We start from the raw sequence: 12,580 nt of genomic DNA, 5'->3' as shown, positions 1-12,580 counted from the left end.
TCAATCGATCAATTGAACAAGGAGGTTCGAATGGCGCAATACACCGCTCATGTGGCTTGGGCTCGCGAAGGCCAGGATTTTCTCGGTAACCAGTACAGCCGCCGGCACCTGTGGCGCTTCGACGGCGGCATCGAGGTGCCGGGGTCGTCGTCGCCCGATTTAGTGCCGTTGCCCATGTCCGATGCCTCGGCCGTGGACCCGGAAGAGGCCTTCATTGCCGCGCTGTCCAGCTGCCACCTGCTGTGGTTCCTGTCGCTGGCGGCCAAGCAACGCTTTTGCGTCGAGCACTATGCCGACGACGCCGAAGGGGTGATGGCGCGCAATGAAGCCGGGCGCATGGCAATGACCGTGGTCACCCTGCGACCGCGGGTCGAGTTCTCCGGGGAGCGCCAGCCAACGGCGGAGCAGCTCGATCAGCTGCATCATCTGGCCCACGACGCCTGTTTCATCGCCAACTCGGTGAAGACTGAAGTGCGCTGCGAGCCGGTCTATCCCGGCTGAGCATTGCTTCACCAGGTGCTGCAATCATCTGCACCTGGTCCGATTGTTCGAATTCCGCCTGCCGACCATAACTGTATTTAATTCAGTGACTTACGATCATTTCCTAAATGGCGGCTTAACAGTGGAAAGCAGGAGATGAGCGTGCGGGTCAGCGGCTCGTTACGCGGCAACGACAACGAGGCACTGCTTGAGGCCGCGCGGCGTGGCGTGGGCATTTTTGCAGGTGGCGACTGGCTGACGGGCGAGGACCTCCCGGCCGGGCGTCTGGTGCGGGTGCTGCCGCAATGGCAGCTGGACGTGGCAGCGGGTATCTACCAGGTGCACCCCTCGGCGCGGCTGAACAGCGCCGCCATGGGGGCGTTCAAGGCCTGGATCGAGGAACACTTCAAGGACGGCCCGCCCTGGCGGAACCAGGGCTGACTGATTCTCGAAAATACATTATTAAGATATTTCAACTAATTGAAATATATAGATTTATCGTTTGGCCACTGCGTGCTGAACGCATTGCTCGTAATACGTCTGCTTGATCGCTGCCGGCTTCAGCTTCGAACGGCTGTTGTAGGTCTGTTCGGTGATGCCGAAGGCGGTCATGCGCATCCATGGCTTGTCGAAACGGCGCACCTGCAGCTTCTTGCGCGTGGCATACAGGGTGACCCCGGAGAGCTTGGCCTGCTGGGCCTCGGCGGCGATCTGCGAACCCCAGCCACAGACGCTGCGATCGTTCTGGCTCAGCGCCTTGGCCTGGGCGCCGAAGCCGACAGTGGCCAGTAGGCAGCCGGCCAACGTTGCTAGAATTGTTCGCATGTTGCTGTCCTAAGCATATGAAGATGAACGGAGTTTGCCTTCACTGGCGATGCCTGGGGGCCAGCATTTTCCTATCACGTAGTGGCGATGGAAAAGCGATTTGCCAGTGCGGGCGCAGGCTGCTCCACGCCAGGCCGGCAACCCACGTGACCGACACGCCGTAGTTCAGCCGTTGGTACAGGCCAAACAGCTGGCCGCTTTGTGCGGCCTGGGCCATGAGGACGACGCTGACCAGCGCAGCAATCAGGCACCCCAGAGAAAACCAGCCCAAGGCCTTTGAGCCGGCCAGGCGCTTGCCGAGCCAGGCCCATAGCGCGCTGGCAAGCGTCAACGACAAAAACATCAGCAAACCGCTGAGGTTATGCAGTTGCTGCGAGGTGGACGGCTCGGCGGGCGCACAGCCCTGGTCGCAGGGAAACAGGCCGGTGCCGAGGCTGCCAAGGCCATGCAGCAGGACCAGCGCAGCACTCAGCAGCGCCAGTTTCGAGGCACGCCAGCGCCGCGCCAGGCCCAGGGCGAACAAGGCAAAGAGCAAAGCCAGGGGGAAGTTGTTCAGCAGCGGTGACCAGTGTTGCGTCGGGGCACCTGTGGCGCCAAGTTGGCTCATGGCCTGTTGCAGGTGGTCATAGCCGGGGTAGGCCTGGGCGGTGAACCAGACACCTAGCAGCAGCCAGAAAGGGATCAGCAGGCCGCAGGCGAGCAAGGTACGGTCGAGCGGTTTCATACAGGGCTTTCCTTCCATGGACAAGGCTTACTGTACCTGAATTCACGGCTGCTGGCCCTGGCAAGAAATACCGCGTCGGGTGTATGTGATCGTACAACTGCTTGCGTTATGATGACGGCTGTCTTTCAAGGTGAAATACAGGGCATGACAGAGCAGCAGGTACAGGCTAGGACCCGGCGCAAGCCGCGCAGTCTGGCCCAGGAACTGGTCACGGTGCTGACCGAGCGCATTCGCAGCGGCCAGCTCAAGCGCGGCGACAAGCTACCGACCGAGTCGCAGATCATGGCCGAGGAGGGTGTCAGCCGTACCGTGGTGCGTGAGGCGATCTCCCGGCTGCAGGCGGCCGGGCAGGTCGAGACGCGCCATGGCATCGGCACCTTCGTGCTGGATGCGCCGGCGACCGGGGGTTTCCGTATCGACCCGGCGACCGTGGTGACCTTGCGCGAGGTGCTGGCGGTGCTGGAGCTGCGCATCGCCCTGGAAATCGAGTCGGCAGGCCTGGCGGCACAACGGCGCAGCGATGAAGAGCTGGCTGGCATGCGTGCGGCGCTGGACGAGCTCAACGAAGGCGCGGCGCATGCCACCGATGCAGTATCGGCGGACTTCCAGTTCCACCTGCGCATTGCCCAGGCCAGCGGCAACCATTATTTCGCCGATATCATCAACCACCTGGGGACCAGCATCATTCCGCGTACCCGGTTGAACTCGGCGCGCTTGGCCCATGATGACCAGGCGCATTACATGAGCCGCCTGATGCACGAGCACGAAGCCATCTACGAAGCCATCGCCCGGCGCGACAGCGAAGGGGCGAAGATGGCCATGCGCATGCACCTTAGCAACAGCCGCGAGCGCTTGCGCCAGGCCCATGAAGCAGCCGAGGCGCAGGGTGCCTGAGGCCTCCATGACTTGTGCCGGCCTCTTCGCGGGCATGCCCGCGAAGAGGCCGGGACAGGCGATAAAGAAAAGCCCCGCTGATGCGGGGCTTTCTTGCTTCAGGGTACTCAGACCGTCCCTTCACTCCACTGCCCGTTGACCAGGCGACGCAGCCCCAGCGGGTTGCCGTCACGCAATGCCTCCGGCAACAGCGCCTGCGGGTAGTTCTGGTAGCACACCGGGCGCAGGAAGCGGTCGATGGCCAGGGTGCCGACCGAGGTGCCACGCGCGTCGGAAGTGGCCGGATACGGGCCGCCGTGGACCATCGCGTCACACACTTCCACACCGGTCGGGTAGCCGTTGACCAGAATACGGCCGACTTTCTCTTCCAGCAGCGGCACCAGCCAGGCGAAGGCCTCGAAGTCCTCCGGCTCGCCGATCAGCGTCGCGGTCAGCTGGCCGCGCAGGCCGAGCAGGGCGTCACGCAGTTGCGCATTGTCCTTGACCTCGACCGCCACGGTGGTCGGGCCGAACACTTCTTCCTGCAGCAGCGGGTCGGCCTCCACCAGCAGGCGGGCATCGGCCTTGAACAGCTGGGCACGGGCCTGGCTGCCTTCCTGGGCCTGGCCGGCCAGATGCTCGATACCGGCGTGGGCGCGCAAGTGCTCCAGGCCGCCAACGTAGCTGCGCAGGCCACCCGCATTGAGCATGGTCTGCCCGGCCTGCTGGTCCAGGTGCTGGCCAAGGTCGCTGAGCAGCTGGCTGTACTGCGCTGACTGCAGGCCGATCACCAGGCCCGGGTTGGTGCAGAACTGCCCGGCACCCATGCACACGGAGCCGGCCAGCTCGCGGGCGATGGCCTCGCCGCGCTTGGCCAGGGCACCTGGGAGGATGATCACCGGGTTGATGCTGGACATCTCGGCGAACACCGGAATCGGTTGCGCGCGCTCGGCCGCCATGCGGCACAGGGCGTCACCGCCCTTCAGCGAACCGGTGAAGCCGACGGCCTGAATGGCCGGGTGCTTGACCAGCGGTTCGCCGACGCCAGCGCCAAACACCATGTTGAACACACCTTTGGGCATGCCGGTGCGCTCGGCGGCGCGCTGGATGGCACAGCCGACCAGGTCAGCGGTGGCCATGTGGCCGCTGTGCGCCTTGAACACTACCGGGCAACCGGCGGCCAGGGCTGCGGCGGTGTCACCACCGGCAGTCGAGAAGGCCAGCGGGAAGTTGCTGGCACCGAACACGGCGACCGGGCCGACGCCGATGCGCATCTGGCGCAGGTCTACCCGCGGCAGCGGTTGGCGCTCGGGCAGCGCCAGGTCGATGCGCGCACCGAGGAAATCGCCCCGGCGCAGCACCTGGGTGAACAGGCGCATCTGGCCGCTGGTGCGACCGCGCTCGCCCTGTATACGAGCGGCGGGCAGGGCGGTTTCGCGGCAAACGATGGCGACGAAGGCGTCGTCCAGTTCGTCCAGTTCGGCAGCGATGGCCTCGAGGAATTCGGCGCGGCGGGCCGGTTTCAGGTTGCGAAATTCGACAAACGCGGCTGCAGCGGCGGTGGCTGCCTGGTCCACTTCGGCCTCGGTGGCCTGGACGAAGCTGTAGGGCAGGGCTTCGCCGGTGGTGGCGTCCAGGCTCTGCAGGCGTTGCGAACCAGCGGCGCTGCGCTGGCCGGCGATGAAGTTGTGGCCGAGGATCTCAGGCATGGGGTGCTCCTGTTGAAGTAGCTGAAGGAATAAGGCAATTCAGGCCGGTCGGCTTGCCCCTGTGGGAGCGGGTTTACCCGCGAACACCGGCGAAGCCGGTGCCATGCACCGAGTCGCCTGCTTCGCGGGTAAACCCGCTCCCACAGGGATCGCGACACATGGGGGTTGCGAGCCAGCCCGATTCATCAGGTGATCGGTGCCGGATTGAACAGGGTGATGTCGTTGTGCAGGCGGTGCTGTTCGGCCCAGGTCTGTTTGCGGCCGCTGGCCACGTCGAGGTAGTAGTGGAACAGTTCCCAGCCCAGTTCTTCGATGGTCGAGCGGCCACTGGCGATGCGCCCGGCGTCGATGTCGATCAGGTCCGGCCAGCGCTGGGCCAGCTCGGTGCGGGTACAGACCTTGACCACCGGCGCCATGGCCAGGCCATACGGCGTGCCACGGCCGGTGGTGAACACGTGCAGGTTCATGCCGGCGGCCAGTTGCAACGTGCCGCAGACGAAATCGCTGGCCGGGGTGGCGCAGAAGATCAGCCCCTTGCGGTTGACCCGCTCGCCTGGGCCAAGCACGCCCTGAATGGCGCCACTGCCGGACTTGACGATCGAACCGAGGGACTTCTCGACGATGTTCGACAAGCCGCCTTTCTTGTTGCCCGGCGTGGTGTTGGCGCTGCGGTCTGCTGCACCTTGTTGCAGGTAGCGGTCGTACCAGTCCATCTCGCGCACCAGGGCATCGGCGACTTCCTGGTTTTCGGCGCGCGAGGTGAGCATGTAGATGGCATCGCGTACTTCGGTCACTTCCGAGAACAGCACGGTGGCGCCAGCGCGCACCAGCAGGTCGGCGGCAAAGCCGAGCGCCGGGTTGGCGGTTATGCCGGAGAAGGCATCACTGCCGCCGCACTGCATGCCAAGGATCAGCTCGCTGGCCGGCACGGTTTCGCGGCGGCGCTGGTCGAGCTTCTTCAGGCGGGTTTCGGCCAGGCCCATGATCTGCTCGATCATCTCGGCAAAGCCGAGGCTCGCGTCCTGCAGGCGATACAGCCAGGGCTCGCTGAGGTCCACCGACGGGTCGTTGTCGTGCATCACCTGGCCAGCCTGGAGCTTTTCGCAACCCAGGCTGATCACCAGCGCCTCGCCACCGAGGTTGGGGTTGCGCGCCAGGTTGCGCACGGTACGGATCGGGATATAGGCGTCGCGGGCGTTGATCGCCACGCCGCAGCCATAGCTGTGGGTGAGGGCGACCACGTCATCGACGTTGGGGTATTTGGGCAGCAATTCGGCGCGGATGCGTTTGACTGCGTGCTCCAGCACGCCGGTCACGCACTGCACGGTGGTGGTGATGCCGAGGATGTTGCGGGTGCCGACGGTGCCGTCGGCGTTGCGGTAGCCTTCGAAGGTGAAACCGTCCAGCGCTGGCAGGGCATCCGGGACTGCGTCGCAGCGCGGCAGGCTGTCCAGCTCGGGGGCGGCCGGCATGGCCAGCTGGCTTTCCTGCACCCAGCTGCCCTGGCGCAGGTCTTCCAGCGCATACCCGATGATTTGCCCGTAACGACGCACCGGCTCGCCCTTGGCAATCGACACGGTGGCAACCTTGTGGCTCTGGGGCACGCCTTCGACCAGGGTCAGGCCATCGGCGAAGCGGGCGCCTTCGCCCAGGCCGCCGTCGTTGACCACCACCACGACGTTGTCGTCGTCGTGCAGGCGGACGTAGCGGGGCGAGTCGGAATGTTCGATCAACTGCATGTTTGGGCCCTACTTGTCAGGTTCTCAGGCTTTTGTACATCCGCCCGCGCAGGCTTCTGCCGGCGCAGGCGTGCTCGGTCAGTGCCGCGAGCTGGCCAGTTCGCCGTTGGCGACCGGCTCAGGCTGTGGCTTTGGGGCATCCTCGCGCAACTCGATACGCTTGATCGGGCCGACGATCACCAGGTAGCTGAACACCGCCACCAGGGCGTTGGCGCCGACGTACACCAGGGCCCACTTGAACGAGCCGGTGGCGCTGATGATGTAGCCGATGACGATCGGGGTGGTGATCGAGGCGATGTTGCCAAAGGTGTTGAACAGGCCACCGGACAGCCCGGCGATCTGCTTGGGCGAGGTGTCGGCCACCACCGCCCAGCCCAATGCACCGATGCCTTTGCCGAAGAAAGCCAGGGTCATGAAACCGACCACCATCCACTCGGCGTCGACATAGTTGCAGAAGACCATGGTGGTCGACAGCAACAGGCCGCAGACGATCGGCAGCTTGCGCGAGAAGGTCAGCGAGTTGCCGCGGCGGAGCAGCCAGTCCGAGATCACCCCACCCAGCACGCCACCAATGAAGCCGCACACCGCCGGCAGCGAGGCGATGAAGCCGGCCTTGAGGATGGTCATGCCGCGTTCCTGCACCAGGTACACCGGGAACCAGGTGAGGAAGAAGTAGGTGATCGCGTTGATGCAGTACTGGCCCAGGTACACGCCCAGCAGCATGCGGCTGGTCAGCAGTTGCTTGATATAGCCCCATTTCGGGCCGTCGTTGCCGCGCTTCTGATCCATGTCGACCAGGCCGCCGTTCTGCTCGATGTGCTCAAGCTCGCTCTGGCTGATGCGTGGGTGCTGGCGCGGGTTGTAGATGGTCTTCAGCCACACCATGGAGAACACGATGCCCAGCGCGCCCATGACCACGAACACGTGCTCCCAGCCGAAGCTGAACACGATCCAGCCCATGATCGGGGCGAACAGTGCGGTGGCGAAGTACTGAGCCGAGTTGAAGATTGCCGACGCGGTGCCGCGTTCCTGGGTCGGGAACCAGGCCGCGACGATACGGGCATTACCCGGGAACGACGGGGCTTCGGCGAAACCGACGAGGAAGCGCAGGGTGAACAGGGTCACCACCGCCCAGGCCACCGGCAGGCCGCCGACAAAGCCCTGCAGCAGGGTGAACAGCGACCAGGTGAAAATGCTGAAGGCATAGACATTCTTCGAGCCGAAGCGGTCCAGCAGCCAGCCACCGGGGATCTGCCCGGCCACGTAAGCCCAGCCGAAGGCGGAGAAAATATAACCAAGGGTAACGGCGTCGATGCCGAGGTCTTTCTGCAGGCTGGAGCCTGCGATAGCGATGGTTGCTCGGTCTGCGTAGTTGATCGTGGTCACCAGGAACAGCATGAACAGGATCAGGTAGCGCACATGCGTCTTTTTAGTCGCTTGCATGCTGTAAACACTCCCACTAGTTATTTTTGTGCGGGCTCACGAGTTGTAGCCGGAGTGGGGCAGGCCCACTCCGGTGGCGGCATTGGCAGGCCGCGGGGCGCGCTTATTGCGGGCCCATCTTGTCCATCAGTGCTGCGAGCATTTCGTACTCTTCGGCGGTCAGGTCGGTCAGCGGGGTACGCACCGGGCCTGCGTCGTAACCGGCGATCCTAGCGCCGGCCTTGACGATGCTCACGGCGTAGCCGGCCTTGCGGTTACGGATGTCCAGGTACGGCAGGAAGAAGTCGTCGATGATCTTGGCCACGGTGGCGTGATCGTCGCGGGCGATGGCGTGGTAGAAGTCCATCGCGGTCTTCGGAATGAAGTTGAACACTGCCGAAGAGTACACCGGCACACCCAATGCCTTGTAGGCCGCTGCATACACTTCGGCAGTCGGCAGGCCACCCAGGTAGCTGAAACGATCACCCAGGCGGCGACGGATCGACACCATCAGTTCGATATCGCCCAGGCCGTCCTTGTAGCCGATCAGGTTCGGGCAGCGCTCGGCCAGTTGTTCCAGCAGGTTGGCGTTCAGGCGGCAGACGTTGCGGTTGTACACCACCACACCGATGTTGACCGATTTGCACACCGCTTCGACGTGGGCGGCAACGCCGTCCTGGCTGGCTTCGGTGAGGTAGTGCGGCAGCAGCAGCAGGCCCTTGGCGCCCAGGCGCTCGGCTTCTTGTGCGTATTCGATGGCCTGGCGGGTGGAACCACCGACGCCGGCGAGGATTGGCACCGACCTGGCGCAGGTGTCGACCGCCGTCTTGATCACTTGGCTGTATTCGCTGGCGGCCAGGGAGAAGAACTCACCGGTGCCACCGGCGGCGAACAGGGCGCTGGCGCCGTAAGGGGCGAGCCACTCCAGGCGCTTGATGTAGCCAGCCTGGTTGAAGTCGCCCTGGGCATTGAAGTCGGTGACCGGGAAAGACAGCAGGCCGTGGGAGAGGATGGATTTCAGTTCTTGTGGGGTCATTGTTGTAGGCATCCTGTGGCGCTTGGGGTGTAGGGTGTTGTTCTGCGTTAGAGGTAAGTTATCGTACAACTAAGGCGATGACTAGTCCCCTTGCATAAATTTTTGTGTGGGCGTCTAGGTGATCGGTTCGAGGTGTGTGTGGGGGCGGATATCGAGCGCCGCCCGCGCGGCGCATCGCGGGCAAGCCCGCTCCCACATCTGTTTCGGGCCAGTCACTCCTATGAAGCCAACAGGGACCGCCTAGTTGGCATGGCGATGCATCTCGGTGGGCGCTGATGCCGCTCCACCTGTCTCCAGTCATGCACCAAGGCAGATCCTGTTGGCGGTACAGGAGTGACTGGCCCGAAACAGATGTGGGAGCGGGCTTGCCCGCGATGCGCCGCGCGGGCGGCGCTCGATCTGACAGGCGCAGAAAATCTAACGACGACCACTAGGCAGTCATCGTATCTCTTGAGAGGAGGGAAACAAAAAAACGATCGCGGAGACAGGCACAAGCCCGCCGCCCGCTTCCACGGGAAGTGTTCTGGGACCAGCAGAGGGTGACCGGGGAAGCGGGGGCGACCTTGCGCCGCCCCGCGATCAAAGCTAACGAAGCTGAAACCGGGTGTCAGGCCGCCTGTTGGCGCTTGATCTGGCTTTTGCGCACCTGGGCGCGGCAGGCGTCGCCGAAGGCCTGGAAGATCTTGATCGAATCAGGGTTCTTCGCCGCTTGCCATTCCGGGTGCCACTGCACGGCAAACAGGAACGGCGAGATGCTTGGAGCGTGGATCGCCTCGACCAGGCCATCTTCGGCGTGGGCGATCGGCTCGATGCCGGCGCCGAGGTTGCGCAGGCCCTGGCCGTGCAGCGAGTTGACGCGGATCTCGTCGGTGCCCAGGGTCTCACGCAGCCAGCTGTCCGGCTTGATCTTCACGCCATGCACCTGGGCGTATTGCACATCGACCGGGTCTTCCGGGTTTTCCCGATGGTCGTTGAAGCCAGGCTCGGCGTAGACCTTCTGGTAAATGTCGCCGCCCAGGGCAACGTTGATTTCCTGCATGCCGCGGCAGATGCCGAAGATCGGCAGGCCGCGCTTGAGCGCCGCCTTCACCAGCGGGATGTCGAACAGGTCGCGGTTCTTGTCCTGGCCTTTGCCGGGGGTTTCGTTTTCCTGGCCGTACAGGGTCGGGTCGATGTTACTACCGGCACCGGTCAGGTACACGCCGTCGGCCATGTCCAGATAGGTCTCCAGGTCATCGATGCCACAGCAGGTGGGCACCAGTACCGGGACGCAATCGGCGAAGTCGACCAGCGGGGTGATGTATTTGTGGGTCATGACCTGATAGTCATGGCCTTTGCGCTCTTGGCTGCCCATGGTCATCAGGACGACGGGTTTGCGCAGGGAAGGTTGCTTGTTGCCAATGTTGCTGTTGGACATATGTCACCTTATGACAGGGCTCTGCCTGTCGTTGTTGTGCAGGTGCACGGCCGGTGGCCAAATTGTGCTACCTGAAGTCCCGAGCACTGCCGGCTCATCACAGGACGATTCCGGTCGGGGCTTGTAGATAGCTTGCCAGAGCCGTTCGATATGTCAAACGAGCAAAAAGCGGTTAGGGCGCCGAATTACGGGGGTGTAACCCTTGCGAGCCTGAGCCGGCAAGGGTTTGGCGGGGGGTATGGTCAATTATATTTAACGACGCAGTCGGTTCATTGCAGCGCTGCAATGATCGACCGCTCAGTGCAGTATCTGCGCCAGGAAGGCCTTGGCCCGTGCAGTGCGCGGCTGGTTGAAGAACACCTGGGGCGGGCTGTCCTCGATGATCTGCCCGCCTTCGAGGAACAGCACCCGCTCCGCCACCTGGCGGGCAAAGCCCATTTCATGGGTGACGCACAGCATGGTCATGCCGGTGCCGGCCAGTTGCACCAGTACGTCCAGCACCTCGGCGACCATCTCGGGGTCGAGCGCCGAGGTCGGCTCGTCGAACAGCATGATCCGCGGCTTCATGCACAGCGCCCGGGCGATGGCCACGCGCTGCTGCTGACCACCGGACAACTGGCTGGGGTATTTGTGCGCCTGGCTCTCGATACCTACCTTGCTCAGGTACATGCGCGCCCGTTCCTCGGCGTCCTTGCGCGACAGGCCGCGCACGCTGGTGGGGGCGAGCAGGCAGTTGTCCAGCACGCTCATGTGCGGGAACAGGTTGAAGTGCTGGAACACCATGCCGATCTCGCTGCGCACCTGGGCCGCCTGGCGAGTGTTGGCGGCCAGGTCGATGCCGGCAACCCGGATGCTGCCCTGTTCGGCGATTTCCAGGCGGTTGATGCAACGGATCAGCGTCGATTTGCCCGAACCGGACGGGCCACACAGGACAATGCGCTCACCTTCGCGCACCTGCAGGTCGATGTCGTGCAGCACATGGAAGGCGCCATAGTGCTTGTTCAGGCCCTCGATGCGGATCAGCTCCGGACGAGGGTCAGTTTCGGGGGCAAGGCTGGCAACGCTCATGGGGGCGGTCATGTTGTTGTTCTCCCGCTGGGTGTCAGTCGAAACGTGCCGCGCTGTAAGGCGCAGGGTCAGTGAAAGGGCGCTCGCCTGTGAGCAGCTCGGCCACCAGGCGGCCGCTGACCGGGCCCAGGGTGAGGCCGTGGTGGGCGTGGCCGAAATTGAACCAAAGGCCTTTATGCCGTGGCGCAGGGCCGATTACCGGACGCATGTCGGGCAGGCATGGCCGGCGGCCGAGCCAGGGCTTGTCATCAAGGCGCTCACCCAGCGCCGGGAACAGCTTGCGGGCCAGCGCTTCGCAGCGCTTGAGCTGGATCTCGTTGCCCGGTGCGTCACTGGCAGCGAACTCGATACCGGTGGTCAGGCGCACGCCGCGGGCCATCGGGGCTAGCACATAGCCACCCTGGGTGTCGCAGATCGCATGCAGCAGCTGGGTACCCTCGCGGGTGCTGTAGTGCATGTGGTAGCCACGCTTGATGCCCAGCGGAATGCGGTAGCCCAGGCGCTCGAACAGGTCGCCCGACTGTGGCCCGAGGCAGGCCACCACCTCCTCGGCGGTAATCAGCCCCCGTTGGCTGTCGGCCTGCCACCGGCCGTCGACCTGGCGCAGGCTGCGCGCATCGCCATGCACGAACTGCCCGCCGCGCTGTACGAACAGTGCGGCATAGCCACGGGTGAGGGCGCCGGGGTTGGTGACGGTCTTCGGATCGAGCCAATGGATGCCGCCAACCACCGTGCTGTCGAGCTGGTGCTCGCGCGCCTGCAGCTGGCCACGTTCGAGGATTTCGTACTGCAGGCCGTAACGGGCCAGGCCCTTGAGCTCGGCCTTGGCCTGCTCGAACAGCGCCGGGGTGCGATACACCTCGATCCAGCCTTTGGCCTGGATCAGCCCTTCAAGGCCGGCCGCCTGGACCAGTGCATCATGTTCCTCGACGCTGCGCTGGACCAGCGACAGCATGTCGGCCGCCGCCCCGGCCAGGCGCCCGGGCGCCGACTGTTGCCAGTAGCGCAGCAGCCACGGCGCCGCCTTGGGCAAGTGCAGCACGCTGTAGCGCACATCGGGCTGGCGGTTCAGGCCATAGCGCAGCAAGGCGCCGAATTGCCGCGGGAAGGCATAGGGGATCACGCTGGAGCGCTCGATCAGCCCGGCGTTGCCATGGCTGGTGCCGGTGCCGGGGTCGTCGCGGTCGAGCAGGATCACCTGGCGCCCGCGGGCCTGCAGGTGCAGTGCGGTGCTGACACCGACGATGCCGGCGCCGAGGACAAGGGTCTGGCAATGCATGGATATAT

The 12,580-nt window shown here is 64.3% G+C and carries 11 protein-coding genes and 1 pseudogene; 3 read left to right on the top strand and 9 right to left on the bottom strand.

Annotation, left to right across the window (positions count from 1 at the left end; translation table 11 throughout):
* The first annotated feature begins 30 nt into the window (after positions 1–30).
* Together ACTORR_RS01965 and ACTORR_RS01960 are read left to right on the top strand one after the other, a co-directional pair.
* Positions 31–501, top strand: a complete 471-nt coding sequence (locus ACTORR_RS01965; RefSeq protein ID WP_313365732.1) for an OsmC family protein — start codon at positions 31–33, stop codon at positions 499–501.
* Between the two features lie 120 nt (positions 502–621).
* Positions 622–921, top strand: a pseudogene (locus tag ACTORR_RS01960) (LysR substrate-binding domain-containing protein); the annotation flags it as partial.
* Positions 922–975: 54 nt separating this feature from the next.
* On the opposite strand, the gene ACTORR_RS01955 reads toward ACTORR_RS01960, so the two are convergent.
* Positions 976–1,305, bottom strand: a complete 330-nt coding sequence (locus tag ACTORR_RS01955; RefSeq protein ID WP_262108218.1) for a hypothetical protein — start codon at positions 1,303–1,305, stop codon at positions 976–978.
* A 40-nt stretch (positions 1,306–1,345) separates the two neighbouring features.
* On the bottom strand, positions 1,346–2,029 hold the full coding sequence (locus ACTORR_RS01950; protein WP_313365731.1) for a DUF998 domain-containing protein: 684 nt from the start codon (positions 2,027–2,029) through the stop codon (positions 1,346–1,348).
* 144 nt (positions 2,030–2,173) lie between these two features.
* Between ACTORR_RS01950 and ACTORR_RS01945 the strand changes: the two genes are divergently transcribed.
* Positions 2,174–2,923 carry a FadR/GntR family transcriptional regulator gene (locus ACTORR_RS01945; protein WP_054887622.1) on the top strand — a complete coding sequence of 250 codons (750 nt, stop codon included), beginning with the start codon at positions 2,174–2,176 and terminating at the stop codon, positions 2,921–2,923.
* Between the two features lie 107 nt (positions 2,924–3,030).
* Here the strand turns inward: ACTORR_RS01945 and ACTORR_RS01940 are convergent, their stop codons facing one another.
* The 7 genes from ACTORR_RS01940 to ACTORR_RS01910 all read right to left on the bottom strand — a co-directional run bounded on the left by ACTORR_RS01940 (position 3,031) and on the right by ACTORR_RS01910 (position 12,572).
* A complete protein-coding gene (locus ACTORR_RS01940) occupies positions 3,031–4,611 on the bottom strand; it encodes an aldehyde dehydrogenase (NADP(+)) (RefSeq protein ID WP_441343522.1) in 1,581 nt (526 codons plus the stop codon).
* A 185-nt stretch (positions 4,612–4,796) separates the two neighbouring features.
* Positions 4,797–6,350: a galactarate dehydratase gene (garD, locus tag ACTORR_RS01935; RefSeq protein ID WP_313365868.1), complete on the bottom strand. Its 1,554-nt coding sequence runs from the start codon at positions 6,348–6,350 to the stop codon at positions 4,797–4,799.
* Between the two features lie 78 nt (positions 6,351–6,428).
* The gene (locus tag ACTORR_RS01930) at positions 6,429–7,793 is read right to left on the bottom strand and encodes an MFS transporter (RefSeq protein ID WP_099813658.1); all 1,365 of its coding nucleotides are present in this window, start codon (positions 7,791–7,793) and stop codon (positions 6,429–6,431) included.
* Positions 7,794–7,896: 103 nt separating this feature from the next.
* On the bottom strand, positions 7,897–8,808 hold the full coding sequence (gene kdgD, locus ACTORR_RS01925) for a 5-dehydro-4-deoxyglucarate dehydratase (RefSeq protein WP_054887618.1): 912 nt from the start codon (positions 8,806–8,808) through the stop codon (positions 7,897–7,899).
* 607 nt (positions 8,809–9,415) lie between these two features.
* Positions 9,416–10,225, bottom strand: coding sequence for a gamma-glutamyl-gamma-aminobutyrate hydrolase family protein (locus tag ACTORR_RS01920; RefSeq protein WP_054886601.1), 810 nt, complete (start codon positions 10,223–10,225; stop codon positions 9,416–9,418).
* A gap of 297 nt (positions 10,226–10,522) precedes the next feature.
* On the bottom strand, positions 10,523–11,305 hold the full coding sequence (locus ACTORR_RS01915) for an amino acid ABC transporter ATP-binding protein (protein WP_054886600.1): 783 nt from the start codon (positions 11,303–11,305) through the stop codon (positions 10,523–10,525).
* Positions 11,306–11,327: 22 nt separating this feature from the next.
* A complete protein-coding gene (locus ACTORR_RS01910; RefSeq protein WP_441343521.1) occupies positions 11,328–12,572 on the bottom strand; it encodes an NAD(P)/FAD-dependent oxidoreductase in 1,245 nt (414 codons plus the stop codon).
* Positions 12,573–12,580 lie beyond the last annotated feature (8 nt).

Source organism: Pseudomonas sp. SAR267, assembly GCF_052077595.1.
Lineage (GTDB): Bacteria > Pseudomonadota > Gammaproteobacteria > Pseudomonadales > Pseudomonadaceae > Aquipseudomonas > Aquipseudomonas vlassakiae.
Note: the sequence above shows the minus strand (reverse complement) of the source record. Positions and strands in the feature narration are given on the sequence as shown.

Coding starts and splice junctions, on each gene's coding strand:
- ACTORR_RS01955 (WP_262108218.1), bottom strand. CDS start 1,305: ATGCGAACAATTCTAGCAACGTTGGCCGGCTGCCTACTGGCCACTGTC.
- ACTORR_RS01950 (WP_313365731.1), bottom strand. CDS start 2,029: ATGAAACCGCTCGACCGTACCTTGCTCGCCTGCGGCCTGCTGATCCCT.
- ACTORR_RS01965 (WP_313365732.1), top strand. CDS start 31: ATGGCGCAATACACCGCTCATGTGGCTTGGGCTCGCGAAGGCCAGGAT.
- ACTORR_RS01930 (WP_099813658.1), bottom strand. CDS start 7,793: ATGCAAGCGACTAAAAAGACGCATGTGCGCTACCTGATCCTGTTCATG.
- ACTORR_RS01945 (WP_054887622.1), top strand. CDS start 2,174: ATGACAGAGCAGCAGGTACAGGCTAGGACCCGGCGCAAGCCGCGCAGT.
- ACTORR_RS01920 (WP_054886601.1), bottom strand. CDS start 10,225: ATGTCCAACAGCAACATTGGCAACAAGCAACCTTCCCTGCGCAAACCC.
- garD (WP_313365868.1), bottom strand. CDS start 6,350: ATGCAGTTGATCGAACATTCCGACTCGCCCCGCTACGTCCGCCTGCAC.
- ACTORR_RS01940 (WP_441343522.1), bottom strand. CDS start 4,611: ATGCCTGAGATCCTCGGCCACAACTTCATCGCCGGCCAGCGCAGCGCC.
- ACTORR_RS01915 (WP_054886600.1), bottom strand. CDS start 11,305: ATGACCGCCCCCATGAGCGTTGCCAGCCTTGCCCCCGAAACTGACCCT.
- ACTORR_RS01910 (WP_441343521.1), bottom strand. CDS start 12,572: ATGCATTGCCAGACCCTTGTCCTCGGCGCCGGCATCGTCGGTGTCAGC.
- kdgD (WP_054887618.1), bottom strand. CDS start 8,808: ATGACCCCACAAGAACTGAAATCCATCCTCTCCCACGGCCTGCTGTCT.